A 26,232-nucleotide genomic window follows, 5' to 3' on the forward strand; every position below is an offset into this window, starting at 1 on the left:
ATTGTTGAGTTAGTTGCTTGTTAGGCTTGAAGGCGCGTCAACGTGCAGGGAAGTGTTCCATCCTTCTGCGACATTTTCGGCATTTACGGTGATTGCTGGCGCAACAACAAAAGCGGGCACGTCCTCACCAAGAAGATCAAGTACAGCAGATGCAGCCATCGCGCGGCCAAGTTCATAAGCTTCGTCCGCAACAATCGCTACGACGTTTCCGCCGCGAACCATGTCCAATGCGACCGGCTCAGACAAATCGAGCGTCACGAGCTTGGTTGATTTATTGCCATTAGCGCGCAGAGCGGCAAGCACGCCTTCGGCAGGACCAGCCCAAGTTACATAGATGCCGCCGATATCTGGGTTCTTGAGCAACATTGCGTTTGCGATTTCTTCGGCGCGTGCTGGGTCGCTGATGCCTTGCTCGGCGACAATAGAGATGTTGGGATAGTCATTCTCTATAGTAGCTTTGAACGCATTATCGCGCTGGTTTGTCACGTAGTAGGTCGCGTCGTGGTAAATCCAGCCAACGGTGCCTTGCTCGCCCATGGAAGCCGCAAGTGCATCGGCTGCTTGTTTGCCCATTTGAAAGAGATCGTCAGTGACGATGGCCGCATAATCCGCGGGGTGCTCATAACCAGCAGGCAGGTTTGACAGGAAGGATAGGGCTACGCCAGCCTCTTTCGCTTCTTGAAAGGCCGCAGCCGAAGTCACAGGATCGAGTGGGAGCGACAGGATGATATTGGGCTCTTTGGTCATCGCCGTTTCGATGTCGCTGCGTTGCTTGGCGGCGTCGAAACCTGCGCTTGTTTCTGCGACAATTTCGATGCCAAGGCGTTCAAACTCGTCGCTGGCCCCTGCGGTTACCGCGTTCACGAAATCCGATTGATCGTGCCACAACAACGCCGCAGTGTAACCCTCGGCCTTAACCGCGGCGACTTGCTCATCGCTTACGACAACGGCCGAAGAAGGCGTTGCTGTCTCGCCGTTGGGTCCAGTGGTTTCGGCAAAGCCCATTGTATTTGAAGCTGCAAGCAGCATCGCACTCGCAATGCTCAGTTTTAGATTGTTCATGATATTTCTCCTGTTGGTTGTTGGTTTTTTCTTCGGACGCCGCAAAATTCAGCCATAAACAAGGCGTTCGCACGGATTGCGGCAAGGTATTCTGCGACCTCGATCCGCTCTTCGTAGGTATGCGCGACCGCGATATCTCCAGGCGCGCAATAGATTGCGGGGCAGCCGATTTGATTGATCAGGAATGGTGATTCCGACCAGTAAGGCGCACCGCCAATGTTGCCAGAATCGGGTAGGGCACGTTTTACGCAGTCCTGCATCAACAATGCGCCGGGATCCGACGTCGAAATTTCAACTGGAGATCCGCCAAACTTGTGATCGCGGCCCGCAGGGTAATCAATCGTTAGAGTAACGCCATCTGCCAACTCTGCTTTGGAGAGCGCTGCTTCAAACGCACTCACAGCATTATCGAGATCTTCGCCAGGGCGAAGTTTGCGGATCAATGACAGTTTGCATTCGCCTGGCACGGCAATATAGCCGCCTCCCTCCATCCCTGTGACGAGTATCGACGATGTCCCGACAAGGTCATGGGCAGGGCCAGAAGAAAGCTCGCTTTCATGTTCCCAGATTTGCGAAAGAACCGCGTGCGTGGCTTTGAACGCATCAATGCCAAGTTCGGGCGTGCCGAAGTAGGCGGATTTGCCAGTGAGCGTGATATCGGCGATGAAGAAGCCGATTTGTGCGGTGTAAACGTCTAGATTGGTAGGTTCGACATAGACCGCAAAATCAGGCTTTTTGATTTGCCCCGCCTCCACGCGCTTGACCAGATCTTTCGCGCCTGCACTAACGCCTGTGCCGGGTTCTCCGCTTTCTTCGTCGCCGATGAAGGCAAAGGTAATTCCGCCCAAGGGCTCATATCCAGCCGTCTGAAGAAGGCGCAGCCCTGCGATCGCGGCGCAAATCCCTCCTTTGAGGTCGCTCGCTCCGCGTGCCCAGACATGACCGTCCCGCTCAATGCCCGCAAAGGCGTCCGAACGCGGATCGTCTTTCCAATGCTCTGCCCAACCGCGAACGTGTACAGTATCCGTGTGACCCACGAACATAAGCCGTGGTTGGTCCGCTACGCCCTGATGCGCCGCCCAAACGTTTTTACGCCCCTTTAAGAACGAGCCAGTTTCGACAGAAAGTTGTAACGCTCGGAGCTGTACGCCCAAGAATTCCGCGAACGGGGTTTCATTGCCGGTTACGCTTTCTATCGCCAAGGCTTCTTTAAGAAGGTTTGTGTCGTCGGTATCGTTTTGAACTGCTAGAAGTTCTTGGAGGAGGTCGGGATGCTTCATGACATTTTCGCTTTGAAAGCTTCGATTTTTGGCGCCGGAACGGAGATTTCGGCTCCCTTTTGCCCTTCTGCGAACAGAGATACGTGGAGGTGTGATAGGGCGACTGCCGCACCACCTGCCAATGCTGCATGATTGCCTAGACGTGATTTCACGATCTCAATGGGGCGGGGGTAGCAGCGTTCCGCGTGATGAATAATCCGTTCAAGAAGTTCGTCACGAGCACCAATTGAGCCGCCAACGACCACAGTAGTAGGATCAATGACAGCAACAATGGCTACGATAGCACGCGCGATCTGAATAGCCGCATCGTTAAGTGTATTCAGCGCGTCTTGATCGGCGGCAGTTGCAGCATCAAAAATTTCGAGTACAGATTTCTGCTTTCCTGACCGAGCGAGGTATCCCTCAATTATGGCATCGGTTGCGGTTCTTCGCTCTAGGGCTCCAACCTTTAAGCTTTGCGCTTCAAATGGGTCAGCTCCGAATGGAAGAAAGCCTATTTCGCCCGCCGCACCAGAACTTCCCCGTAGAAGCGAGCCGCCGAGAACAAGCCCAGACCCAATACCGGTTCCGATCGAGATATAGGCAAGATTTTCGTTCTCTCCGCGACTTCCCATCCAGTGTTCGCCGAGGGCCGCGAGGTTCACGTCATTTTCGACAAACACTTCGACATCCAAAAGCGTTCGAAGTTCGTCCGCGAAATCAAGCTGATCAATGCCCGAAATATTTGGTGCCAACTTAATACCGCCGCTCGATGGGTCCAGAACACCCGGCACACCAATAACGGCGACGTGTAGGTCCGCAAAGGAATTACCATCGGACGATGCAATAGAACGAACCATTCGCGCGATTTGTTGCAAGACATCTCTTCCACCCGCTGCGGCGGTTGCCTCAACAAATTCTGAAAGAACGACGCCAGTAAGATCACAGAGTGCAACGCGTACTTTTGTTCCACCGAGATCCACGCTAGCGATGGTCGCTGCGGTTGGAGAAATCTCGTATACAACGGCGCGTCTGCCAATGTGTCCTTCAGTTTGCCCAACGGTGCGCACCCAGCCATCATCTTCAAGGTTCGCAACGATTTCTGACACCGTTTGCTTCGACAAACCTGTCATCTTGGAAACGCTTGCCCGAGAAATCGGACCATAGTTCGCTATAGCTTGAATAATCGCGCTTTGAGACATCCGACGGGAGATTTTTGATTGAATAGCCATGGCGCGCCTTTTAGTTCGTTCTGCTTCCGAACTAAATATGTTTGCAGCATTCTGTCAACAAATACTTTGCTCTGACATGCAGGAAATGACGCCCAAAGCTTTAGATTCCTTAGTGCCTGAGGCTGTGTGCGTGAATTCTCTTCCATTGTATTCGACGGAATAGCTGCCATCTGACGCCGCAACTTTGCTAGCTGCAGGGCGAATCGTACTCATGACCAGCTAAGGGTTTAGTTGCTCTGCGTTGGAGATATCGCACTCGAAAAGTCGCCCCGATCGGACGGTGTGTTGAGCTGAAATCTGCGAGAGAGTTATGGTGCTGCCGGAGTGCCTCGAAGTCATGAACCATTCCGTGTCAAGCCGTGTCATGAAATATCTTTATTTCAATGAAAATGGATTGTTATGAATATTTTATGTTTCATGTTGTCGCAGAATGTTTCACACTTTCTCACTATAAAAGGTGGGTCAGAGGGTGGGTCAATGCCAGCGCTAAATAAACTAACATCTCTGCAAGTGAAGAATGCCTTGCCAGGGAAATATTCTGATGGTGGGGGGCTCTGGCTTCATAAAAAGAGTGGCGACAGTGGTAATTGGTTTTTGCGAGTACATGTATACGGGCGTAGAAGAGAAATGGGGTTGGGGGCGATGTCTTTAGTTTCTCTAAGTGAGGCTCGGAGTGAGGCGGCTAAGTGGCGTGCAGTCGCGCGACAGGGAAGGGATCCAATCAAAGAGCGCGAGAAATTGCGACGCCAAGCGTCAACTATGTCTTATACACTTGAAAATGTAGCAATAGAGACATTTAGCGCCCGAAAAGCTGAGCTGAAAGAAGATGGGAAGGCTGGGCGATGGTTCTCGCCTTTGGAGTTGCATGTTTTGCCAAGGCTGGGGCAGATGCCTATCGAAGAGATAGATCAGCAAGATATTAAGAATACCTTGGCCCCAATTTGGCATACCAAAGGTGAAACAGCGAAAAAAGCTATGAATAGACTTGGTATTGTTTTTCGCTACGGCGCGGCAATGGGGCTTGATGTAGACTTACAGGCCACGATGAAAGCGAAGGCCCTGCTAGGTAAGTCTCGCCAGGTACGTAAACATATTTCGGCGTTACCTTGGACCGAAGTGCCTGATTTTTATGACAGCCTCTCTGATGAAACGGTAACAAACATTGCATTTCGATTACTCATCCTGACAGCAGTGCGCTCAAGATCATTGAGGTTCATGCATCTGGATGAATTGCACGAAGATACATGGATTATCCCGGCGGTTCGGATGAAGACCAATAAGGAGTTTCATGTTCCACTTTCAACTGAAGCCCAAAGCCTCATTGAGCAATCTATGATGTTTGAGAAAGGCGGGTTCTTGTTCCCAAGTGTTCGTAAAGGTGTAATTTCAGATGCCACGATGTCTCGTTTGATGGAGCGTAGGGGAATGAATTCAAGGCCGCATGGCTTTAGATCTAGCTTTCGTACATGGTGCGCGGAGGCCACAGAAACTCCTCGCGAGGTCGCCGAAATGGCACTCGCGCATGAAACGGGCAATAAAGTTGAACGGGCCTATAGGAGGACGGATTTTTTGGAACAAAGAAGAGTGCTCATGGAGCGCTGGGCGAAGTATGTTTCTGGGAAAGATGTGCAATTGGGGGGGCGGAATAAATGAGCGCTGACGACTTGAAGAAAGCGATTTCCGTTAGGCAAAGTAAGTGGACCCCGGAGAATGTGGTAGATTTGATGAATGAGGGCCCCGAATTAAGTATCGAGGCCGGCACAGATTTCAGTAAGTTCAGCCCTTTGGAATTTACGCAATACCTAGTATCATTACTAGATGAGTTGCCGAAGACGACCATATTGGTTGAAGATGTTTTCGAAGAAGCTCAACTGGTGGCGGATGCCGAAGGCGAAGCATATTCTAAACCCCTGATTATGCATATTGTACATGAAAATCTTCATAGCGCGTTTGCCGCTATAGAAAAAATTCCAGATAACCTTCAAGATCCAGAAATCTTTCAAGATCCAGAAATCCTTCAAGATATTGTGCGGCTTGTGTTGGAAAGCGGTTTCCAAGCAGGCAGGGATTATCAACAAGTTGAGTTCCGCGAAAAGTACTTCGCTAAACTAGAAACCATGCGTGCCGGATCACACAATGGAGGAGAAGCTACAAGACAGAAGCATATTAGAGATAATCAGTTACGGAATGACGAATTATTTAATAAAATTGATGATTTGATGAATGAACCGCACTCAAAATTTCCTACGGCGTACTCAGCTGTGGTGCATGCAACCGCACTCGGGTTCGGTTCTCGAACTGGTAATGGTACTAATGATATCGACGCCAACCGAAAACGGTTCGAGCGAGAGACCTGCGAAGCGCGCAGTCAGCGCAATCTCCGCCGTCAAGACAAGTAAATGAGCGTGAACTCTTTCCTTTGGACTACGCTGAGCTATGTCCAATGGAAAGAATTGCTGATCTAGTTCGAGTTGGTATTTCTGATTGTATAAATTCCATGCAATCTCAGGATGTAACATGCCAGCCAGCCATACGTATCTCACTCTCAATCAGCTGCTAGAAAGCTTCCCGGTAAGCCGCAGTACCGTATATCGACTAATTGCTAGTGGCCAATTTCCAAAGCCAATTAAGGTCGGTTCTAGATCTCTTTGGGCTTTGGAAGATGTCGACCAGGCAATTGCCTGTTTTGCCGTGGCCGGGATTAGTAGGCCTGAAAACTCTTCACTACACTGATAGTTAAGTCGGAAATTTTCCAGCTGGAGCAAAGTATATGCTTCGCAATGTTCTGATGTCCGGCTGGAACTTTCGATCCGTCAAATCAAGACTGGAGTTGTCAATTCTCTACTAGGGAATGCTCTTGCAAAACACGACTTTACAGAAATCGTAGCTACGTAGCCTTGAGATTGGTTTGAAAACCAAGGTTGCAGCCGGTTGCACCGATCGCGAGGGGCTCTTCGAGTTCACCATAGTAATATTATTGGGCGGACTGTGAACACAAAAGGCGACCTTAATAAATGCGCCCGAAGCAGAAATTAAAGGCAACTTCAGAAAGATAGCGTTCCATGAATAATCTCAGCGGCAATTTTGAAAAATATACTCGTAGAGCGCAATGGCGCGCAGAGAAAGACGGATTGGCGCGGTATTATGCTGCGCACTGTCGCAAGCTCGTGGAGAACCGTATGAATGGGAAGCGACGCCATGAAATCCAGCGATCCTTCTTGCGCGACCCCAAGCTGAAGCGCGCGGCGATCATCAAATCGCTTAAAGGAAGATGTGGTCGCGATGCGACCTATCGCCGAGCTGAGGGCCTAAACCTGAAATCCGCGCAAGAGCATCGGATAGAAACATATTTCAAACCTAAGAAAAGCGGCGGGAGACGAATGATCTGCGACTTGCCTTCAGAACTTACCGCAAAACATCACATGATCAAGTCGTTGCTAGACGCAGAATTTAACCGCCATCCAAATATGTTCGGCGTAAAAAGTTTTGGCCGCGAAGATGCGGCGCAACGAATTCAGGAACTCCAGAGAGACGGGCTCACAACGCTTTGGCAAACTGACATCTCGGATTGTTATGACAGCTTTAACTTACAAGCGCTTTACGAGCTCCCACTTCCCCGCGATGTGATCGCCAATTCACTTGATACACGATCCGACCACTTCTCATTCCAAGCACAAAACACAACTCTGAATGCTATGAAAGGGGCATCTCCGGAAATGCCGTATAGGGCAATGCCGGTAAATTCAATGATACAGGACAATAGGAATATTGGTATACAGGACTATAGAGTTATTGGTTCTAGTACTTATAATAATAGTGGCAACACCAGAGGACCGAGGGGACTTATGCAAGGCTCTCCGGCTTCGCCCGGCATACTAGCGTGGCACCTGAATGAATGTTTAAAGACATTGCCTCTAAATGAGGATGTTCAGGTCATCGTTTGCTTTGACAATCTTTTGATTGCTAGCCGCGACGAAGAAGCTAACCGGATGATTAGGAATACCTTGGCCGAATGCTTGGGTCGGTGCTCCTTTGGTCCTCTGACGTTGCACACGCCTGAAGGAGCCGATGCAGATGGTGAAACGCACTTTCTTGGATATTGCCACAGGGAAGATGGGGAGAGAATTGGCATAGGGCTAACGAGCCGGGAAAGTTTAACAAGCCGCCTTGTGCGGCATGAGAAAAATTTTGAAGCCCAGCTTGTGGCATGCCCTGAGCAGGTGGACTATGAGGCAGAGTGCTACGAGCTTTGGAAAATCCTGCTAGATTTTGCTAACGGTTTTCCGAGCATTACCGATATCAACGCGGAAATGGCGGAATTCATCGAAACTTCATCGTGGATACCGCAACTTAGTGGAAGCCCGCTCCTGATCGATACTCATTTGCGCCTATTTTCTGAGAATGGGGCAGTTGATCGTCACGTATTGCATACTAATCTATCAAGTCGCAGAAGAAGGCGACCAACGTAATACCCTTGCGGTGAAGGTATTGTTTTGGCGGTTCCTTGGCGGCGTAGCCATTGTCCTAGTCTGCCGTAAATGGATCGCTTTGTTCAAGGTTCTTGCAGCCGGTTGCATTAAATGTGAGGGATAGATATTGTTTAATTTCATATATATAGGCGTCATCACGATTAAGAGAGATTGAGTTAGAAATCGTAGTTCGATGGGGGGCATTATGAGAAACATCATTGTCGCATCGATCATTACAGTCTTAATCACATGTAACGCATTTGCCGGCGTTCAGCAGGACGCCGAGGAGGCTCTTGTGATGTGGCAGCCTACAAGTGTTGAGTTCAGAGATGACACCCTTAACGTGTTACTTCCCCAAGCTAAAATTACCGAGGAAGCCTACTCGGCCGTGCTGACGACTGGATTTTGTATGTGGACTGCTGCGGGAAAGGATTTGACGAGTGTTTCCGAGTTGGTTGTCTTGAATAAGTTTGGGGCCCAAGGTCATGTGAGCGAGCGTGGGGCAATGGATTGTGCGGAGATTAACCAAATGCCTGCCGAAAGCATGGAAGTTAAGCTGAAAATACTTAGTGCGACACGTCTTTTCTAATCGCGCGGATCGCTAAGTCAGCCTGTTAAGTGTTATATTCTGTGGGACATTTGCACGAGATTACGGTCGCTCTAGAGCTGGACTATTACCGTTAGAAATAGTTTCTCCTACTTTGCTTCAAGTATTCTGGGCTGTAAGTTTTGCAACCGGCTGCACCGAGGTTCGGGATATCTCATTGGAGCTGTCATCAAACGTGCCTCGTTGCAGCCGGTTGCAACAAGGGGCGCGTCATCAGATTGCTCCAATCCATGAGTGGGATTGGAAGAGCGTGATGCTCGGTATTAAGTCCCAAATCTGTTTTGAGGTCCAAGTGGAAACTTGTGCTGGCCATCCCATGGCCGTGGCACAACTTAGGAAGCGGCGCTTTGAGTTAGTATTGCCGATGAAGACCTAATTGAGCTTTGCATCAAGAGAGTTCCAAGCGTTGTTGGTTGAGCTGTCCTGATAGTGCAACCGGCTGCACCTAATGGGTGTTCACCATAAGACCCTGCTTCATTGGGACACTTCGCTGCAGGTAAATGGGTGTCTCATATAAATACTTCTTTATTTTTGGGACATATGTCCTATTGTGTCTATAATGTATGTGAGACAAGGTGAGTAAATGTTAGTAGGATACGCTAGAACGTCGACGGTAGATCAGTTGGCAGGCTTTGAAGCCCAGAAGCTTGAGCTGCAAAATGTAGGATGTGATCAGATATTTTCTGAGCAGCTTTCATCTGTTGTTCAGCGTAAGTGCCTCGAGGAAGCACTTACGTATGTGCGGTCGGGTGATACGCTGGTTGTCACCAAACTTGATAGATTGGCGAGATCAACAGTGGACCTATTGACCATTGTCAGCCGTTTGGAAGAAAAAGAAGTTGCCCTGCGCATTCTCGACTTTGGCGGCAGTGAAGCAAATACCAAGTCGCCGAGTGGAAAGCTCATGCTCACAATGTTTGCAGCAATGGCTCAATTTGAGCGTGAGATGATGCTTGAACGTCAACGGGAAGGTATTGCTAAGGCCAAGGCCTTAGGGAAATACAAGGGGCGTGCAAAGACCGCTATGGCTAAATCTGAAGATGTTAAGACAATGCGTAAAGATGGCATATCTCCCTCGGAGATTGCTCGGCGCCTTTCGATTAGCCGTTCTTCCGTATACCGAATATTTGAAACTCTTAATGGATAGCCAAACTTCAACGCGAAGCGCTCGGAAACACAAAACGCCGCTATCTGCTGGTATGCTCAATCAGCGGGATTTAAGGCACTATATTGCAGGCTATCCAGAAACGACGCCAAGGACGTTGGCTTTGGAGCAGCGAATAAAGATCGGCACTGGGTTCCACAAGAAATGGTACAGATCACAACGGGAGCACTGGCTTGGATGGCTTGTTGCTAAAGATTGCGAAGCACGGATGAGAGGAGAACAGCCCGAGGAGATTTGGGCTGGGAGACGGTGGCAGCATTTGATGTGCAGTCCGGCAATGTTTTGGTTGGCGGAGTGCGCAGGGGTGGATGAAGAGCGCCTTGTGAGGGCTGAAGACGCCGCGGTACGGGCCGCAGCTGTAAATCGAATGGATGGGCATCCACACGGCAAATTCATGCGTGAGGCATTGCCATGGGACGCGATCGAGGTCGCGCTAACTTCATGTGCCCAGCCCCACAGTTCTTTGAGTGCAGATATTGACGCACATATCGCCTTTAGACGATTGTGTGAGAGGTACGCAACCAATCGGATGCTAAGCAAGTGGTTGAGTGACGACTAGTTCATGTAAATGGGCGGGACTATGGATCATAGAAATAGTTGGTCAAAATGTTCGAACATGTTGTTTCCAATAATTTTATATGTGCAAACGTTTGATAGCTTTGCTGGACGAGAGCCCATTGTGGAGGGAGAGGATACTTTGTTGGCAGTCAAGTTCTTAGGTTTCCAAATGAAAGTAGTGGCGCACAGGTCGTCTATTTTTCAAGACGAAACGCGCACTGTGTTGTGAAAGTCTTTGTTAACTGACGTCGCCAGTTAGAAATTCGGAATTCGACTACAGTTGTGAAGTCAAAACCCGGTACCGCCTGTAGCAGTCATCTTATATCTATCATAACACCAATTTATTGTTCGCGTCCGATAAAGCGTACTAATGAGTACAGGTCTAAGTGCGGGGTATGAATGTCGCGCTTGTTCTGATAATTGGTTTTCCCTAGCTTCCACCCAAATCTCTCACAGAGGGCACGCTTGAATTGCCAAACAAAGACGCACGAACCGGAACAGAATTCACGGGGTATTTCAAATTTACCGAGAAAACGGCATTACTGTTCGCATCAGGTGGTGAGGTCTCTTGTCTTTGAGTGGGTTGCGGTATTGCTAACGCGATACCGACCACTGGATTGTTAAACAAAAATAAGAAGAGGAGCAAAAATGACCGGGCAACAACAGGCAGAGGCACTGCGCCGAGAAATCTGGAGCATTGCAAACCGTGTACGTGGTGCCGTAGACGGCTGGGACTTCAAGCAGTTTGTTCTAGGTGCTTTGTTCTATCGTTTCATCAGCGAGAACTTCACCAACTACATCGAAGGTGGCGATGATAGCATCAACTATGCAGGCATGGCCGATGCAGACATCCCCGATGAAGCCAAAGTCGATGCAGTCAAAACCAAGGGCTACTTCATATATCCCAGCCAACTCTTTCAAAACGTGGTGAAAACCGCGAGCAAGAACGACAGCCTGAACACTGATCTTGCCGAGATCTTTTCGGCGATCGAGGCTTCGGCTAGTGGCTACCCGTCCGAGCAGGACATAAATGGTCTCTTTGCCGATTTCGATACCACCAGCAACCGCCTGGGCAGCACGGTCAAACAGAAGAACGAAAGGCTGGCTGAGGTCCTAAAAGGCGTGGCTGGCTTGCCGTTGAAGTTCGACGACAACGAAGGCGACTTGTTCGGCGACGCCTATGAATTCCTGATCTCGAACTACGCGGCCAACGCGGGCAAATCCGGCGGCGAGTTCTTCACGCCGACCCATGTGTCCAAACTCATCGCCAAACTGGCCATGCACAAGCAAACCAGCGTCAACAAGATCTATGATCCGGCGTGTGGTTCGGGGTCGCTTCTGTTGCAGGCGAGGGAAGAGTTCCGCAAGCACATCATCGAAGACGGCTTCTTCGGACAGGAAATCAACTACACCACCTACAACCTCGCCCGCATGAACATGTTCCTGCACAACATCAACTACGACAAATTCAACATCCAGTACGGCAACACGCTTGAGGACCCGCACTTCCAGGATGACAAGCCCTTTGACGCTATCGTTTCGAACCCGCCCTATTCGGTGAAATGGAAAGGCGCGGATGATCCGACGCTGATCAATGACGACCGCTTTGCACCCGCTGGGGTGCTGGCCCCGAAGTCGAAGGCCGACTTTGCCTTTGTCCTTCACGCGCTGCACTACCTGTCGGCCAAGGGGCGGGCTGCGATCGTTTGCTTCCCTGGTATCTTCTACCGTGGCGGGGCAGAGCAGAAGATCCGCAAATATCTGGTCGACAACAACTTCGTCGAAACGGTGATCGCTCTCGCACCAAACCTGTTTTTCGGCACGACCATCGCGGTAAATATTCTGGTGCTGGCCAAGAACAAGACCGACACGGCGGTTCAGTTCATTGATGCGACGGGGGAAGAGTTCTTCTGCAAAGGCACGAACAACAACTTCATGGAAGACCGGCACATTGCCGAGATCATGAAGATGTTCGACAACAAAGAACCCGTGCCTCACGTGGCCGAAACCGTCCCCTATGACACGATTTTAGAGAAAGACTATAACCTGTCGGTCAGTGCCTATGTTGAACCCAAGGACACCCGTGAGGTTGTCAATATCAAGGAGTTGAACGCGGAGCTGGTGACCACTGTCGCCAAAATTGACCAGCTGCGCGCAAACATCGACGCCATCGTCGCGGAGATCGAGGCATGAGCGCACAGGGGTTTCTGGAAAAGCTGCTGGATGGGGCCTCGGTGGAATGGAAATCTCTGGTTGCCATCTCAAAGAAAATCTCCTCTGGCGGCACTCCTAAAACGAGCGTCCGATCTTACTACGATGGCGACATTCCGTGGCTTCGGACGCAAGAAGTCAACTTTGGCAATATTTGGGATACCGGGGTCAAGATCACCGACGAAGGTTTAAGGGATTCCAGCGCAAACTGGATTCCGAAAAATTGCGTCATCGTTGCCATGTACGGTGCCACAGTTGGAAAAATTGGAATCAACAAGGTTCCAATGACGACCAACCAAGCGTGTGCAAATATTCAGCTTGATCCAGAGGTTGCTGATTATCGTTATGTTTTTCATTTCTTGCGAAGCAAGTATGAGTACATAAAGTCACTTGGAACAGGCTCACAGACCAACATAAACGCGGGGATTGTCAAAGCCCTCGAGGTTCCAATACCAAGCCCTGAGGACCCAGAAAAGTCGCTTGCGATCCAAGCGGAGATTGTTCGGATTTTGGATAGCTTCACCGAGCTGACAGCCGAGCTGACAGCCGAGCTTAAGGCCCGTAAGCAGCAATACAACCACTATCGAGAGCAATTGTTGGACCATGAAGGTGAAGATGTTGAGCATTTGCCGATGGGTGACGAGCGGGTGGGAACCTTCACGCGCGGCGGCGGTCTTCAGAAGAAGGACTTTGCGGAGTCTGGGGTGGGCTGCATTCACTACGGTCAGATTTACACCCATTACGGAACCTATGCCCACGACACCAAAAGCTTTGTATCAGAGGAATTTGCAAAGAAAGCCCGCATGGCAAAGCCCGGCGATTTGGTGATTGCGACAACGAGCGAGAACGATGAAGACGTCTGCAAGGCCGTCGCTTGGCTTGGCGATGAGGATATCGCGGTCAGCAGCGACGCATGCTTTTACTCGCACAAGTTAAACCCCAAATTTGTCGCCTACTTCTTCCAAACGGAGCAGTTTCAAAAACAAAAACGGGTTCACATTACCGGCGCAAAAGTCAGACGCGTCAACGCCGACAGCCTGGCCAAGATCCTGATCCCTGTCCCTTCACCCGAGGAACAAGAGCGCGTCGTCAACATCCTCGACAAGTTCGACACGTTGACCACCTCGCTCAGTGAGGGCCTGCCGCGTGAGATCAAGTTGCGCAAGCAGCAATATGAATATTACCGCGACCTGCTCTTGAGCTTCCCAAAACCTGAGGAGGAAGCGTAAATGAGCCAGACTCTCGAGCAGATCGCACAGCAGCTTAGTTCGCCGCAGGTCATCCGAACGACTGTAACCAAGGAAACGAAGCAGATTCCGCCAAAGGAAGTTGAGCAGACAAAACCTGTCCCCAAAGTACAGCTGATCTACGCCTTCAACGGGACCGGTAAGACCCGCCTGTCTCGCGCCCTCAAAGACCTTATCGCTCCAAAGCCAGAGGACGGCGAAGATGGTGAACTCCCGCGCGAAAAAGTCCTGTATTACAACGCCTTCACCGAAGACTTGTTCTACTGGGACAATGACCTTCTAGGAGATAGTGACCCCAAGTTGATGATCCAGCCAAACACCTTCACCGACTGGATTTTAGTTGATCAGGGGCAAGAGATAAACATCACCAAGAACTTTCAACGCTATGCGAATGATAAGCTAACGCCGACGTTCAACGAGGAATACACGCGCCAAAACGCAAACGGAAACGAGACGACGGTCAAGGCTTTCTCTGAGGTGACTTTTTCAGTTGATACAGGCGGCGAAGAGGGAACCGGCAACTTCAAGATCTCAAAGGGCGAGGAAAGCCTTTTTGTTTGGAGCATTTTCTACACACTGCTCGAAGAGGTGGTTTCTGTCCTGAACGTCCCAGAGCCAGAGGAGCGGGGCACCCGGCAGTTCGATCAGCTGGAATATATCTTCATCGATGACCCGGTCAGCTCGCTCGACGAAAACCATCTGATCGAATTGGCCGTGAACTTGGCCAGCTTGATCAAGATCGCTCCGCAAGGATTGAAGTTCGTCATAACCACGCACAGCCCCCTGTTTTATAACGTCCTGCACAATGAGCTCGGCCTGAAGAAGCAGGGCAAGAAAGAAGGGTGCTATCTGCTGGAGCGGTTGGAGGATGGAACCTACAATCTGAACGTCAAGTATGGCGACGCGAATAAGAGTTTTTCCTACCATTTGCACCTAAAGAGGGTGTTGGAGGAAGCGATCGCTGAAAACAGGGTTGAGCGTTATCATTTCACTCTATTGCGCAACCTGTATGAAAAGACTGCGGGCTTCTTGGGGCACCGTGAATGGGGTGATCTTCTAGATACCGTGCCAGGCGAAAAACAAGCCTACTTGAGCCGCATAATTCAGTTCTCCAGTCACTCAAGTCTTTCCAACGAAGAGGTTCGTGACCCGACAGGACCTGAAAAGCAGACAGTCAAGTTTTTGCTGGACCATTTGATAAACAATTACGGCTATTGGAAGCAGGATGAACAAAATGGTTGAGCAGACGAAAACCATCGCGGAAACGAAGAATTTCATCGTCCTCGACAAGTACACCAAGGAGTGGGATGCCGCCGATCGCTACCAGAGCGAAGATGATCTAGAGCGTGAGTTGGTTCAGGACCTGGTCGATCAGGGCTATGAATTTATGCCTACACTCACGACCCAAGAGGCCATGCTCGCAAACGTTAGGATGCAATTAGAAGAGCTGAACAACGTCAAGTTTTCGAATGAAGAATGGAAACGTTTTGCAGAGACTTACCTAGACAAACCCAGCGACAACCTCATCGACAAAACTCGCAAGATACACGACGACTACATCCATGATTTCGTCTTTGACGACGGGCGCATCCAGAACATCTACCTGGTCGACAAAAAGAACAAGACACGCAACAAACTACAGGTGATCAAGCAGTTCGAGCAAGTTGGCACCCATGCCAATCGTTATGACGTGACGATCTTGGTTAATGGTTTGCCCTTGGTGCAAATCGAGTTGAAGAGGCGCGGCGTGGCGATCCGGGAGGCGTTCAATCAGATACACCGGTATAGCAAAGAGAGCTTCAACAGCGAAAATTCCCTGTTCAAGTTCTTGCAGCTGTTTGTGATTTCGAACGGCACCGACACCCGGTATTTCGCCAACACGACCAAGCGTAACAAGAACAGCTTCGACTTCACCATGAACTGGGCAAAGTCTGACAATAGCTTGATCAAAGATCTGAAGGACTTTACGGCGACTTTCCTTCAGAAGCGCACACTGCTGAATGTTTTGCTGCAATATTCGGTCTTCGATGTCAGCGACACGTTGCTGGTCATGCGCCCCTACCAGATTGCTGCAACAGAACGCATTCTATGGAAGATCAAGAGCTCATATGAGGCCAAAAACTGGAGAAAGCCGGAGAGTGGCGGCTTCATCTGGCACACCACAGGCTCTGGCAAGACGCTGACGAGTTTCAAGGCGGCACGGTTGGGAACCGAGCTGGATTTCATCGACAAAGTCTTCTTCGTCGTGGACCGTAAGGACCTCGACTACCAGACCATGAAGGAATACCAGCGATTTTCCCCTGACAGCGTCAACGGGTCCGATAGCACAGCCGGGTTGAAGCGCAACTTGGGTAAAGACGATAACAAGATAATCGTCACGACGATCCAGAAGTTGAATAATCTAATGAAATCAGAAGGTGACCTGCCGGTGTACGACCAGCAGGTGGTCTTCATTTTCGATGAGTGCCACCGAAGTCAGTTTGGCGAGGCGCAGAAGAACCTGAAAATGAAGTTCAAGCGATTTTATCAGTTTGGCTTCACCGGAACGCCGATCTTTCCGGAAAACGCTCTGGGCGCGGAAACGACCGCAAGCGTGTTTGGACGTGAGTTGCATTCCTATGTGATCACTGACGCCATTCGCGATGAAAAAGTTCTGAAGTTCAAGGTCGACTACAACGATGTACGCCCTCAGTTTAAAGCCATTGAAACGGAGCAAGATAAAACGAAGCTCAGTGCTGCCGAGAACAAGCAAGCGCTTCTTCATCCAGAACGTATTCGAGAAGTTTCAACGTACATACTGAATAACTTCCGTCAGAAAACCCACCGGTTGCATGCGGGAAGCAATGGCTTCAACGCTATGTTCGCCGTCAGCAGTGTAGATGCGGCCAAGCTCTACTACGAAACTCTAAACGCTCTGCAAGCAAACAGTGAAAAGCCGCTGAAGATTGCGACTATCTTCTCTTTTGCAGCCAACGAAGAGCAAGACGCGATCGGGGACATTAAGGACGAGAGTTTTGACGTATCTGCGATGAATAGCAGTGCGAAGGAATTTTTGAGCGCCGCAGTTGAAGACTATAATGCTTTTTTCAAGACGAGTTTCAGTGTCGATAGCAGTGGTTTTCAGAACTACTACCGCGACCTTGCCAGCCGGGTTCGCACGAAGGAAATCGACCTGCTAATTGTCGTCGGCATGTTCCTTACTGGCTTTGATGCCCCCACGCTCAATACTTTGTTTGTAGACAAAAACCTCCGCTACCATGGCTTGATGCAGGCGTTCTCCAGAACCAACCGGATCTACGATGCAACCAAGACATTCGGCAATATTGTAGCGTTCAGGGACCTTGAGCAAGCGACAGTTGATGCGATCACGTTGTTCGGTGACAAGAACACAAAGAACGTTGTGCTGGAAAAGAGCTACGACGAGTACATGAATGGTTTCGTTGATCAGGAAACTGGAGCGGCGCGACGCGGGTTCATTGATGTTGTGAAGGAGCTAACCGAACGCTTTCCCAATCCGGACGAGATTATCAAAGAAGAAGACAAGAAGGAGTTTGCTAAGCTCTTCGGTGAATATCTGAGGGTCGAAAATGTGCTTCGGAACTACGATGAATTCTCAGCATTGAAGGCCTATCAGGGCCTAGACCTAAAAGATGCGAATGCCGTCGAGGAGTTCAAGCAAAGGCACTACGTGAGTGAAGAGGACCTTCGCGACCTAAAGGCCATAGACCTGCCATCTGAGCGAGCAGTTCAAGACTATAGATCGACATATAATGACATTCGTGATTGGCTTCGCCGGGAGAAGTCTTCGGCTGAGGAAGAGCAAAGTAATATCGAGTGGGATGACGTCGTTTTCGAAGTGGATCTTCTCAAATCGCAGGAGATCAACCTCGATTACATCCTCGAGCTAATCTTTGAGAAGAATAAGAAGGTGAAGAGCAAGGGGGATCTAATTGAAGATGCTCGGCGGGTCATCCGCGGTAGCCTCGGAAATCGAGCCAAAGAAAGCCTGGTTGTGGACTTCATCAACCAGACTGATCTTGATCAGATTGATGACAAGGCAGGTGTGATCGATGCATTTTTCTCTTTTGCTCAGGCAGAGCAACGTAGGGAGGCAGAAGAGCTCATTAGGTCGGAAGATCTAAATTTTGATGCAGCAAGGCGCTATATTTCGGCTTCCATAAAACGCGAATTTGCAAGTGAAAACGGTGCTGACTTAAATGCCATACTTCCCAAAATGAGCCCTCTTAATCCTCAGTTCCGAACTAAGAAATCGACAGTTCTCATGAAGATTTCATCTTTCGTCGAAAAGTTTAAGGGAGTCGGTGGGCAATTTTAACAATTGTTTGGCGCGAATTATTTGTGTGGGCTCACTACTTCAACCTTCAATTACTAAGTGTCTGCTTTGTGATGCTGTACCGTAGAGGCGATCGTCGCTTGCTAGCTGAAGGTCGAAGGTGTTCAGTGCGAATATAGATTGGGGTGGACTATCATTTTGCGTTAAGAGATTCTTTTCAATGCCTATAAGGCTTTGTGAAGTTACTTGGCCGGGTTGGTTGAATATTTTTGTCAAAATAGTAAGATTCTGGTTTGGGATGAGTATCGATTTTATGCATTTGAGCTTGTATTCGAGCCAATTAGCCGCTGATTAAGTTAATCGACAGGAAACGAAGAATACTGACTCCGATAATGTCGGGTGGCTTATAGGGTGGGTTGCTTTGGGGTGTTCGCAGTTAATGCTTTGAAATAAAGCAATAAAGTCATTCGTTATGGTGCTGCCGGAGAGAATCGAACTCTCGACCTCTCCCTTACCAAGGGAGTGCTCTACCTCTGAGCTACGGCAGCAATGGCTTTGCGCGTGGCGGGTGATTAGACCCAATCCGAGCGCGTGGCAAGTGGGTTTTCTCTTGTTCGCGGATAGATTTCGATTTTTCGCGTTAACTCGAGACGATTGTTGACCCAAAACCGAATTGGCCTGTGTTGTGCTGTGCATTACTGGACGGTTTGTTCGTGCTGGGTTAGATAGACAATATGAGCCAAGAACCAAACGACAAAAACATCAAACCAACCACCGCGAAAACCAAGCAAAACGCGCGTGAAATGCGGTTAAAGTCTGCGTTGAAGGCCAATATGGCCAAACGCAAGGCGCAGGTGCGCGCTCGCAATACAAAAAATTCCGCAGATAATCAGGCAGAGTAGGGCAGCTAATGGATTCCATCGTTATCAAGGGCAACGGCCCTCTCAAGGGGCAAATTCCTATCGCTGGAGCAAAGAATGCGTGTTTGACGCTTATGCCCGCGACGCTCCTTTCGGAAGAGCCGCTAACGCTTACGAACGCGCCACGCTTGTCGGATATCAAAACCATGAGCGCTCTCTTGGGATCACTGGGGGCTGAAGTGTCTTCGCTTCAAGATGGCAAGGTCTTGGCCATGTCTTCGCACAAGCTTGATAACCACGTCGCCGATTATGAAATCGTTCGCAAAATGCGTGCGTCGAACCTAGTGCTTGGGCCTATGTTGGCGCGGTTGGGACGCGCTGTAGTTTCGCTTCCTGGTGGGTGCGCAATTGGTGCGCGTCCGATGGACCTTCATATTGAAGCGCTAGAGGCGCTGGGCGCAGAGATCGAACTTAAGGAGGGGTACCTTCATGCGAAGGCCCCGAAGGGCTTGAAGGGTGCGGTGCACGAACTTCGATTTGCATCCGTTGGCGCGACCGAAAACACGGTGATGGCCGCAACTCTGGCCAAAGGGACCACAGTTCTTAAAAATGCAGCGCGCGAGCCCGAGATTGTGGATCTGGTTCAGTGTTTGCGCAAAATGGGCGCTCAGATTGAAGGTGAGGGGACGTCGACCATTACGATCCAAGGAGTCGATCGTTTGAGCGGCGCAACTCATCCTGTGGTTACGGACCGTATTGAGCTTGGAAGCTATATGCTTGCGCCTGCGATTGCGGGTGGCGAAGTGGAACTTCTTGGCGGACGGATCAACCTTCTGGAGGCATTCTGCGAGAAGCTGGATTCCGCAGGGATCAACGTTAGCGAAACCGAAAACGGCCTTGTCGTGGCGCGTCGCGCCGATCTTATCCATTCGGTTGATGTGACCACCGAGGTTTACCCGGGCTTCCCGACGGACCTTCAGGCGCAAATGATGGCCTTGATGTGTACGGCGGATGGTGTCAGCGTTCTTGAAGAGAAGATTTTCGAAAACCGATTCATGCACGCGCCCGAGCTTATTCGAATGGGCGCTCAGATTGACGTTCAGGGCGGTGTTGCCACCGTTACGGGCGTAAAACAGCTCAAGGGCGCTCGGGTTATGGCTACGGATTTGCGCGCTTCAGTGTCGCTTATTCTGGCGGGGCTTGCGGCTGAAGGCGAAACAGTCGTTTCGCGCGTGTACCATGTGGATCGTGGATATGAGCACGTCGTCGCCAAATTTGCGGGCGTCGGCGCACAAATCGAACGGGTGAAAGAATGAGCCAAGATGCAACATTCGAGGACGGCGCCGAGAAGCCAATTCAACTTGTCGCCGTAGACACGCAAGACCTTGAGGTGATCTCAGGGCTAATTCAGGACGCCGTATTTCCAGGATCGGAAATGGCGTGGAAACCTGCGTCGCGGCGCTTTGCGATCCTTCTTAACCGCTTTCGTTGGGAAGACGTAGACCGAGCCAAGGCCCGCAATCGTCCGTTTGAGCGGGTGCGATCGGTGTTGTCGATTGAAGATGTTCAGAGGGTCGCAAGCCAAGGTGTTGATCCAAAGGACAAAGATACAATTCTTTCGGTCCTCGCCATTCAGTTCGAAGCGGGCGAGGATGGTGCGGGGCGTCTTATCCTGACGCTTGCAGGGGATGGCGCAATCGGGATGGACGTTGAATGTATTAATGTCACATTGCAGGATGTGACGCGGCCCTATATTGCTCCCTCCAAGCACATTCCACACCACTCGGAGTAAAACATGCCGCTATTCCTGAACGCGACGGACCCCAATTTCGAAGCCGACTTCACCGCGTTCCTAGGCACCAAGCGTGAAGACAGCCCCGATGTTGATGCGGTGGTGGCCGAGATTATCGCCGATGTCCGCGCGCGCGGTGACGCAGCGGTTATTGAACTGACCGAGAAGTTCGATCGCCTCGAGCTTACGCCAGAAACACTAGCATTCTCGGCTGAAGAGATAGAAGCAGAATGCGCCAAGGTGAACGCGGAGGATACTGCCGCACTAGAGTTGGCCGCCGAACGCATCCGCGCATATCACGCGCGACAAATGCCAGAGAATGATAGCTGGACGGACGAGACCGGCGCAACGCTTGGTTGGCGTTGGAGCGCCGTGGCCGCTGCGGGACTATACGTTCCCGGTGGGTTGGCGAGCTATCCGAGTTCGGTTCTGATGAACGCGATCCCAGCGAAGGTCGCTGGCGTTGAGCGGCTGGCGATTTGTGTTCCGACGCCTGACGGGATTTGTAATCCGCTGGTGCTTTTGGCTGCGCGCTTGGCCGGCGTTGATACGATCTACCGCATTGGTGGCGCACAGGCGATCGCGGCGATGGCCTATGGCACCGAAAGCATCGCTCCGGTTGATAAAATTACTGGGCCGGGGAATGCATTTGTTGCGGCTGCGAAGCGTAGGGTTTTTGGGAAGGTCGGCATTGATATGATCGCTGGCCCGAGCGAGATCCTTGTCATTGCCGACAAACACAACAATCCAGACTGGATTGCAGTCGATTTGTTAAGCCAAGCTGAGCACGACGAAAGCGCCCAAAGTATACTGATTACCAACGATGCTGCATTCGGTCAGCAGGTTGCCAAGGCTGTTGAAAAACGTCTTGAGACCCTTGAGCGGGGCGATATCGCGGGGCCAAGTTGGCGCGATTTTGGTGCGATCATTACCGTGTCCTCTTTGGATCAGGCCGTTGAATTGTCGGACCGCATCGCGCCGGAACATTTGGAACTTTGTGTCCAGGATGCCGATGCTATGGCGGCCAAAATCAAACACGCGGGTGCGATTTTTATCGGAGCGTTCACGCCTGAAGCTATTGGCGATTATATTGGCGGACCTAATCACGTCTTGCCGACGGCACGCTCGGCGCGGTTCTCGTCGGGGCTTTCGGTGATGGATTTTGTCAAGCGGACGACCCTGTCGAAAATGACCCCAGAAGCTCTTGGCGCGATTGGTCCCGCCGCCGAACGACTGGCCAAATCCGAAAGTCTTGAGGCGCATGGCCTTTCCATTCGGCTTCGGCTCGATAGTTTGAACGAGAAGTAAGGGCGATGACCTCTGATCGGATCGTAGAAATCGAAATAGACGACGGAGGGCTCGCCCCACCGACCGCGCAGATCGAACAAGAACGGCGCGTGGCGATTTTTGATCTGCTTGAGGACAACAGTTTTGCCCTTCCGACGCGAGAGGATCGACCAACCGTGGATGGCCCATTCCATGTGCGGTTGTCTATTCGCGAGCGGCGGTTGGTATTTGAAATCGGGTCGGTTGATGGCGAGCAGGCGGCGGCCTTTCACCTTGCGCTTGGTCCATTCAGGCAGGTCGTGCGGGACTATTTCCAGATTTGCGAGAGTTACTACGATGCCGTAAAGAAACTTCCGCCCAGCCAGATCGAAGCGATTGATATGGCGCGGCGCGGTATCCACGACGAGGGCGCACGTGTGCTACAAGAGCGGTTAGAGGGGAAAGCCATCCTTGACCATCCGACTTCGCGGCGCCTCTTTACTCTCATATGCGTCCTGCATTTCGGAGGGTAAATGACGCTCTCCAAGCCGACTTCTGTTTTGTTTTGCTGCGACCACAACGCGGTCCGTTCGCCGATGGCCGAAGGCATCATGAAGGAAATGTTCGGCAGGTCGATCTATATTCAATCCGCTGGCGTGCGAAGTGATCTTGAGATTGACGGCTTTGCCATCGCTGTGTGTGCGGAAATTGGCGTGGAGCTGTCGCGACACCAAAGCCGTTCATTTGACGACATGCAGGAGTGGGGCGATGATTTGTCGAGCTATGATCTGGTCGTTGCACTCTCTCCTGCCAGTCAGCGCCGAGCGCTGGACCTCACGCATCTTTATCATATCGAGGTCGAGTATTGGCCAATTCTGGATCCGACGGGCCTTGGAGAAGGGCGAGAAGAGCGACTCAACAGTTATCGCCAAACGCGTGACCAGATTCGCGAACACCTGCTAAAACGCTTCGGCCCCGCCGAAAAAACGACCTAATTGCGTAAAAACACCGATGTTTGGCTAAGTTGTCCTTGAAAATCCCGTCAAGGACGCGCATTTAGAGCACGTTCGCGTATATGTCGCGAAAAGTAACAAAATGGAGTGAACATGGCCAAAGAAGAAGAGCTCGAATTTCCGGGTGTCGTCAAAGAGCTTTTGCCAAACGCGACGTTTCGGGTCGAGCTGGAAAACGGCCATGAAATCATCGCTCATATGGCAGGCAAAATGCGCAAAAATCGTATCCGCGTATTGGCCGGCGACAAAGTACAGGTTGCGATGACACCTTACGACCTCACCAAGGGTCGCATTAACTATCGCTTTAAGTAAGCTATGCGGCTGATTTTAGGCTCCGCAAGCCCGCGCCGCGCCGAACTATTGGCGCAAATCGGCGTGGAGCCTTTTGCCGTGCGCCCTGCAGATATTGATGAAACGCCACATGCGGGGGAATACCCGCGCCCGTATTGCCAGCGCCTCGCAAGAGAGAAGGCACTGGCGGTTGAGGCAGAAGAAGGCGATATCGTTCTGGCGGCTGATACGATCGTCGCCATTGGGCGCAGAATCCTTGGAAAACCTGCCGACGAAGACGAAGCGCGCGATTTCCTGCGCCGTCTGTCCGGTCGGCGCCATCGGGTCGTAACCGCTGTAGCATTGCGCGCAGGCGACAAAGTCACTGAAAAAGAAACCGTGACCATTCTACGGATGAAGCAGCTTACCACTGCGGACATCGATGCGTATATCGCGACCGGCGAATGGCGTGGTAAGGCCGGTGGTTATGGTATTCAGGGATATGCAGCGCGCTTCATTCCGTGGATTAATGGTTCCTATACGGGTGTTGTCGGGCTTCCGCTCACCGAAACAGCGCAGCTACTTGAAAGCGCTGGCTATTCCTTGGAGGTCTCATGAAGGGTACAAGCGTAATCCTCGACCAATACAAAGGGCGCGCAGCGGCGGCATTCATTGAGGATGGCAAGCTGTCCGATTTCTTGATCGACCCCGCAGATCAAACAATTCCGGTTCCTGGTGCCGTTTTCAGGGCAGTATGTGATCGTCCCCTAAAGGGGCAGGGCGGCATGATGGTGCGCCTTCCTAATGCAACGGGTTTCCTTCGTGAGGGGCGCGGTCTTGCTCCGGGGCAACCGATCCTCGTACAGGTGACGGGCTATGCCGAAGAGGGCAAGGCCGTTCCCGTGACGGCTAAGGTGCTCTTCAAGAGCCGCTATGCCATTGTCACCCCGAATGCGCCCGGCTTGAATATTAGCCGCGCAATCCGTGATGAAGATAAGCGCGACGAATTGCTTGAGATCGCACATTCTGTGATGGAAGAGAGCGAATACGGCCTGATCCTGCGCTCTATTTGCGAAACCGCAGACGCCGACGAGATTGCAGAAGACATAGCCACTATGCTTGGCGACGCCGAAGGTGTTCTTAGCGCCGAAGGCACAGAGCCGGAATTGCTCTTGGATGGTCCGAACTCGCACTTGCTCGCGTGGCGTGACTGGCCAACTCCAGATAGCATTACGGACGAGCAGGGTGGTTTTGCCACTCATGAGGTCGACGATATGATCGAACAGGCCTTGGTGCCGTTCGTGCGTCTCTCTGGTGGAGCAAGTATGTATGTTGAACCCACGCGTGCATTGGTTGCCGTTGACGTGAACACAGGCGGCGACACGTCGCCCGCGGCGGGAATGAAAGCGAACATCGCGGCAGTTCGCGATTTGCCTCGTCAGCTTAGAACAAGAGGGTTGGGCGGGCAAATCACCCTGGACCTAGCGCCGATGGCCAAGAAAGATCGCCAGACCTTCGAGAGCATCCTGCGCGCAGCATTCAAGCATGATTCTGTTGATACAACATTGGCTGGATGGACCCCGTTAGGGCATTTTGAATTACAGCGCAAAAGGGAGCGCCTCCCACTTGCTGAGGGAATGTAAATGAGCTGTCCAATTTGTAGCGAAGACACCGATCCCAAGTATCGCCCGTTCTGTAGCAAGAAATGCGCGGATATCGACCTAGGCCGTTGGTTTAATGGCACATATACGGCTCCCGCGGAGGATGCAGAGGATCTGAGCGACGCGCAATCCGAGCTTGATAAGCCAAAAACGCGTACACACTAAATTTTTCGCAGTTTGCCTCTGGACACTATGCCCCACCAAGTCTAGAACACCGCAACCCGAACGATTATTCGTTCCCCGTGCCCGGGTAGCTCAGGGGTAGAGCAGTGGATTGAAAATCCTCGTGTCGGTGGTTCGATTCCGCCCCCGGGCACCACTTATCAAACTTGATTAAAAAGAGCGGCAAATTACGCTGCATGTGGCGCGCTTTCGGGACGATTACTGCGGCACATAAAACTCTTCGTTGAGGTTATATTTCTCCGCTATTCTTACGATATGCGACGTTTGAAACGAGGAATTTAGACGAAGAGAGTATCAACTCTCGCCATTATATTGTTACTCACGGCTTGCGGGCCAAGCGACAGTGTCGTTGTTTCCGAATACGATGAAACGCAGGATTTTGACGCGATTGCAAAAGAAAGCGTTCAGGGAATAGATACGACCGGTTTCGACAAGCTATAGTAACGGAGCGGTGTTTTTATCGGCTTAGGGTCTTGTGTGAGATGTGCGGCGATATCAGCCTGAGGGCGATTAGTGCAAGATAATGTACGTTTGCTAGGCTTTTCGTTAGCGGAGATTGGTCGCTATTAAGGTTGATTGATGCAGGCGAGCTGATGAGGTTCGTTGAAATTGAAGCCAAAATCGTCTAGGGGCTATGGTATCAATCAAAGTGGAGATAATATTCATGTTGAATAAATTCCTTCTGTCCGCGTCCTTAATCCTTTGCGGTTTTTCAGTTTCGGCGGAAAGCGATACGCCCTCGGTCGATGAGGGAGAAGTCGTCGCAATGGAGCATGAGGTAGACATTGAAGCGGCGGAAAAGATCTTCAAGAAATCGTGCCGAGCTTGTCACGGCAATAAGGCGCAAGGAGCCGCTAGCTATCCGAAGCTTTCCGACAAAGAACCTGAATACGTTGCCGAGAAGCTGGAGCGCTATCGTTCAGGTGAAAAGATTGGTCCAAATTCGATCTTGATGATTCAACATGCCAAGAAACTGTCAGACGAAGATATCGCCAACATTTCGATTTACGTTACCTCTGCATTTGACTGAGGATCTCCAAACTTTGATGTGGCTATGTATACGTTAGGGTGGGCAATAAGAAA

General features: G+C 50.9%; 24 protein-coding genes and 2 tRNA genes. 22 read left to right on the forward strand and 4 right to left on the reverse strand.

Annotation, left to right across the window (positions count from 1 at the left end; all coding sequences use genetic code 11):
• Positions 1 to 9: 9 nt before the first annotated feature.
• From ACFE33_RS04380 to ACFE33_RS04390, 3 genes are read right to left on the reverse strand one after another with little or no spacing between them, the layout of a single operon-like run.
• A complete protein-coding gene (locus tag ACFE33_RS04380; protein ID WP_380057424.1) occupies positions 10 to 1,062 on the reverse strand; it encodes a substrate-binding domain-containing protein in 1,053 nt (350 codons plus the stop codon).
• Positions 1,059 to 2,342 (reverse strand): M20 family metallopeptidase, encoded by a 1,284-nt coding sequence (locus ACFE33_RS04385; protein ID WP_380057427.1) that lies wholly within the window; start codon positions 2,340 to 2,342, stop codon positions 1,059 to 1,061. The genes ACFE33_RS04380 and ACFE33_RS04385 overlap by 4 nt, the downstream gene beginning before the upstream one ends.
• Positions 2,339 to 3,553: an ROK family transcriptional regulator gene (locus tag ACFE33_RS04390; RefSeq protein ID WP_380057430.1), complete on the reverse strand. Its 1,215-nt coding sequence runs from the start codon at positions 3,551 to 3,553 to the stop codon at positions 2,339 to 2,341. The genes ACFE33_RS04385 and ACFE33_RS04390 overlap by 4 nt, the downstream gene beginning before the upstream one ends.
• Before the next feature lie 477 nt (positions 3,554 to 4,030).
• Between ACFE33_RS04390 and ACFE33_RS04395 the strand changes: the two genes are divergently transcribed.
• From ACFE33_RS04395 to ACFE33_RS04440, 10 genes are all read left to right on the forward strand, one after another.
• Positions 4,031 to 5,206, forward strand: a complete 1,176-nt coding sequence (locus tag ACFE33_RS04395; RefSeq protein ID WP_380057433.1) for a tyrosine-type recombinase/integrase — start codon at positions 4,031 to 4,033, stop codon at positions 5,204 to 5,206.
• The gene (locus ACFE33_RS04400) at positions 5,203 to 5,952 is read left to right on the forward strand and encodes a hypothetical protein (RefSeq protein WP_380057434.1); all 750 of its coding nucleotides are present in this window, start codon (positions 5,203 to 5,205) and stop codon (positions 5,950 to 5,952) included. Before ACFE33_RS04395 ends, ACFE33_RS04400 begins: the two co-directional genes overlap by 4 nt.
• A 118-nt stretch (positions 5,953 to 6,070) precedes the next feature.
• Entirely contained in the window at positions 6,071 to 6,286 is a 216-nt protein-coding gene (locus ACFE33_RS04405) for a helix-turn-helix transcriptional regulator (protein ID WP_380057437.1), read from the forward strand.
• A 329-nt stretch (positions 6,287 to 6,615) separates the two neighbouring features.
• A complete protein-coding gene (locus ACFE33_RS04410) occupies positions 6,616 to 8,022 on the forward strand; it encodes a hypothetical protein (RefSeq protein WP_380057440.1) in 1,407 nt (468 codons plus the stop codon).
• A 205-nt stretch (positions 8,023 to 8,227) separates the two neighbouring features.
• Entirely contained in the window at positions 8,228 to 8,611 is a 384-nt protein-coding gene (locus ACFE33_RS04415; protein ID WP_380057443.1) for a hypothetical protein, read from the forward strand.
• Positions 8,612 to 9,212: 601 nt separating this feature from the next.
• Entirely contained in the window at positions 9,213 to 9,776 is a 564-nt protein-coding gene (locus ACFE33_RS04420; protein ID WP_380057445.1) for a recombinase family protein, read from the forward strand.
• 1,224 nt (positions 9,777 to 11,000) lie between these two features.
• On the forward strand, positions 11,001 to 12,545 hold the full coding sequence (locus ACFE33_RS04425) for a type I restriction-modification system subunit M (protein ID WP_380057447.1): 1,545 nt from the start codon (positions 11,001 to 11,003) through the stop codon (positions 12,543 to 12,545).
• The gene (locus ACFE33_RS04430) at positions 12,542 to 13,792 is read left to right on the forward strand and encodes a restriction endonuclease subunit S (protein WP_380057450.1); all 1,251 of its coding nucleotides are present in this window, start codon (positions 12,542 to 12,544) and stop codon (positions 13,790 to 13,792) included. Before ACFE33_RS04425 ends, ACFE33_RS04430 begins: the two co-directional genes overlap by 4 nt.
• Entirely contained in the window at positions 13,793 to 15,052 is a 1,260-nt protein-coding gene (locus ACFE33_RS04435; protein ID WP_380057453.1) for an AAA family ATPase, read from the forward strand.
• Positions 15,045 to 18,146 carry a type I restriction endonuclease subunit R gene (locus ACFE33_RS04440; protein WP_380057456.1) on the forward strand — a complete coding sequence of 1,034 codons (3,102 nt, stop codon included), beginning with the start codon at positions 15,045 to 15,047 and terminating at the stop codon, positions 18,144 to 18,146. Before ACFE33_RS04435 ends, ACFE33_RS04440 begins: the two co-directional genes overlap by 8 nt.
• A gap of 431 nt (positions 18,147 to 18,577) precedes the next feature.
• On the opposite strand, the gene ACFE33_RS04445 is transcribed toward ACFE33_RS04440, so the two are convergent.
• Positions 18,578 to 18,652: transfer RNA gene (locus ACFE33_RS04445), tRNA-Thr, on the reverse strand.
• A 186-nt stretch (positions 18,653 to 18,838) separates the two neighbouring features.
• Here ACFE33_RS04445 and ACFE33_RS04450 point away from each other — a divergent pair.
• From ACFE33_RS04450 to ACFE33_RS04505, 12 genes are all read left to right on the forward strand, one after another.
• Positions 18,839 to 19,006 carry a hypothetical protein gene (locus ACFE33_RS04450; protein WP_380057458.1) on the forward strand — a complete coding sequence of 56 codons (168 nt, stop codon included), beginning with the start codon at positions 18,839 to 18,841 and terminating at the stop codon, positions 19,004 to 19,006.
• 8 nt (positions 19,007 to 19,014) lie between these two features.
• Positions 19,015 to 20,280 (forward strand): UDP-N-acetylglucosamine 1-carboxyvinyltransferase, encoded by a 1,266-nt coding sequence (murA, locus tag ACFE33_RS04455; RefSeq protein WP_380057460.1) that lies wholly within the window; start codon positions 19,015 to 19,017, stop codon positions 20,278 to 20,280.
• Positions 20,277 to 20,756 (forward strand): DUF2948 family protein, encoded by a 480-nt coding sequence (locus ACFE33_RS04460; protein WP_380057462.1) that lies wholly within the window; start codon positions 20,277 to 20,279, stop codon positions 20,754 to 20,756. The genes murA and ACFE33_RS04460 overlap by 4 nt, the downstream gene beginning before the upstream one ends.
• Before the next feature lie 3 nt (positions 20,757 to 20,759).
• Positions 20,760 to 22,064, forward strand: coding sequence for a histidinol dehydrogenase (hisD, locus tag ACFE33_RS04465; protein ID WP_380057465.1), 1,305 nt, complete (start codon positions 20,760 to 20,762; stop codon positions 22,062 to 22,064).
• A 5-nt stretch (positions 22,065 to 22,069) separates the two neighbouring features.
• Positions 22,070 to 22,555: a UPF0262 family protein gene (locus tag ACFE33_RS04470; RefSeq protein ID WP_380057468.1), complete on the forward strand. Its 486-nt coding sequence runs from the start codon at positions 22,070 to 22,072 to the stop codon at positions 22,553 to 22,555.
• Positions 22,556 to 23,017, forward strand: a complete 462-nt coding sequence (locus ACFE33_RS04475) for a low molecular weight phosphatase family protein (protein WP_380057471.1) — start codon at positions 22,556 to 22,558, stop codon at positions 23,015 to 23,017.
• Between the two features lie 111 nt (positions 23,018 to 23,128).
• On the forward strand, positions 23,129 to 23,347 hold the full coding sequence (gene infA, locus ACFE33_RS04480; RefSeq protein ID WP_380057473.1) for a translation initiation factor IF-1: 219 nt from the start codon (positions 23,129 to 23,131) through the stop codon (positions 23,345 to 23,347).
• Between the two features lie 3 nt (positions 23,348 to 23,350).
• Positions 23,351 to 23,923, forward strand: coding sequence for a Maf family protein (locus ACFE33_RS04485; protein ID WP_380057476.1), 573 nt, complete (start codon positions 23,351 to 23,353; stop codon positions 23,921 to 23,923).
• Complete coding sequence (locus tag ACFE33_RS04490) at positions 23,920 to 24,948, forward strand: ribonuclease E/G (RefSeq protein WP_380057478.1); 1,029 nt, start codon at positions 23,920 to 23,922, stop codon at positions 24,946 to 24,948. Before ACFE33_RS04485 ends, ACFE33_RS04490 begins: the two co-directional genes overlap by 4 nt.
• A complete protein-coding gene (locus tag ACFE33_RS04495) occupies positions 24,949 to 25,131 on the forward strand; it encodes a DNA gyrase inhibitor YacG (RefSeq protein ID WP_380057481.1) in 183 nt (60 codons plus the stop codon).
• Between the two features lie 79 nt (positions 25,132 to 25,210).
• A tRNA-Phe gene (locus ACFE33_RS04500) sits at positions 25,211 to 25,285 on the forward strand.
• A gap of 528 nt (positions 25,286 to 25,813) precedes the next feature.
• Positions 25,814 to 26,179, forward strand: coding sequence for a c-type cytochrome (locus ACFE33_RS04505; protein WP_380057484.1), 366 nt, complete (start codon positions 25,814 to 25,816; stop codon positions 26,177 to 26,179).
• The last annotated feature ends 53 nt before the right edge of the window (positions 26,180 to 26,232 follow it).

This window comes from Falsihalocynthiibacter sp. SS001 (assembly GCF_042445055.1).
GTDB lineage: Bacteria > Pseudomonadota > Alphaproteobacteria > Rhodobacterales > Rhodobacteraceae > Falsihalocynthiibacter.

Coding starts and splice junctions, on each gene's coding strand:
- ACFE33_RS04380 (WP_380057424.1), bottom strand. CDS start 1,062: ATGAACAATCTAAAACTGAGCATTGCGAGTGCGATGCTGCTTGCAGCT.
- ACFE33_RS04385 (WP_380057427.1), bottom strand. CDS start 2,342: ATGAAGCATCCCGACCTCCTCCAAGAACTTCTAGCAGTTCAAAACGAT.
- ACFE33_RS04390 (WP_380057430.1), bottom strand. CDS start 3,553: ATGGCTATTCAATCAAAAATCTCCCGTCGGATGTCTCAAAGCGCGATT.
- ACFE33_RS04395 (WP_380057433.1), top strand. CDS start 4,031: ATGCCAGCGCTAAATAAACTAACATCTCTGCAAGTGAAGAATGCCTTG.
- ACFE33_RS04400 (WP_380057434.1), top strand. CDS start 5,203: ATGAGCGCTGACGACTTGAAGAAAGCGATTTCCGTTAGGCAAAGTAAG.
- ACFE33_RS04405 (WP_380057437.1), top strand. CDS start 6,071: ATGCCAGCCAGCCATACGTATCTCACTCTCAATCAGCTGCTAGAAAGC.
- ACFE33_RS04410 (WP_380057440.1), top strand. CDS start 6,616: ATGAATAATCTCAGCGGCAATTTTGAAAAATATACTCGTAGAGCGCAA.
- ACFE33_RS04415 (WP_380057443.1), top strand. CDS start 8,228: ATGAGAAACATCATTGTCGCATCGATCATTACAGTCTTAATCACATGT.
- ACFE33_RS04420 (WP_380057445.1), top strand. CDS start 9,213: ATGTTAGTAGGATACGCTAGAACGTCGACGGTAGATCAGTTGGCAGGC.
- ACFE33_RS04425 (WP_380057447.1), top strand. CDS start 11,001: ATGACCGGGCAACAACAGGCAGAGGCACTGCGCCGAGAAATCTGGAGC.
- ACFE33_RS04430 (WP_380057450.1), top strand. CDS start 12,542: ATGAGCGCACAGGGGTTTCTGGAAAAGCTGCTGGATGGGGCCTCGGTG.
- ACFE33_RS04435 (WP_380057453.1), top strand. CDS start 13,793: ATGAGCCAGACTCTCGAGCAGATCGCACAGCAGCTTAGTTCGCCGCAG.
- ACFE33_RS04440 (WP_380057456.1), top strand. CDS start 15,045: ATGGTTGAGCAGACGAAAACCATCGCGGAAACGAAGAATTTCATCGTC.
- ACFE33_RS04450 (WP_380057458.1), top strand. CDS start 18,839: ATGAGCCAAGAACCAAACGACAAAAACATCAAACCAACCACCGCGAAA.
- murA (WP_380057460.1), top strand. CDS start 19,015: ATGGATTCCATCGTTATCAAGGGCAACGGCCCTCTCAAGGGGCAAATT.
- ACFE33_RS04460 (WP_380057462.1), top strand. CDS start 20,277: ATGAGCCAAGATGCAACATTCGAGGACGGCGCCGAGAAGCCAATTCAA.
- hisD (WP_380057465.1), top strand. CDS start 20,760: ATGCCGCTATTCCTGAACGCGACGGACCCCAATTTCGAAGCCGACTTC.
- ACFE33_RS04470 (WP_380057468.1), top strand. CDS start 22,070: ATGACCTCTGATCGGATCGTAGAAATCGAAATAGACGACGGAGGGCTC.
- ACFE33_RS04475 (WP_380057471.1), top strand. CDS start 22,556: ATGACGCTCTCCAAGCCGACTTCTGTTTTGTTTTGCTGCGACCACAAC.
- infA (WP_380057473.1), top strand. CDS start 23,129: ATGGCCAAAGAAGAAGAGCTCGAATTTCCGGGTGTCGTCAAAGAGCTT.
- ACFE33_RS04485 (WP_380057476.1), top strand. CDS start 23,351: ATGCGGCTGATTTTAGGCTCCGCAAGCCCGCGCCGCGCCGAACTATTG.
- ACFE33_RS04490 (WP_380057478.1), top strand. CDS start 23,920: ATGAAGGGTACAAGCGTAATCCTCGACCAATACAAAGGGCGCGCAGCG.
- ACFE33_RS04495 (WP_380057481.1), top strand. CDS start 24,949: ATGAGCTGTCCAATTTGTAGCGAAGACACCGATCCCAAGTATCGCCCG.
- ACFE33_RS04505 (WP_380057484.1), top strand. CDS start 25,814: ATGTTGAATAAATTCCTTCTGTCCGCGTCCTTAATCCTTTGCGGTTTT.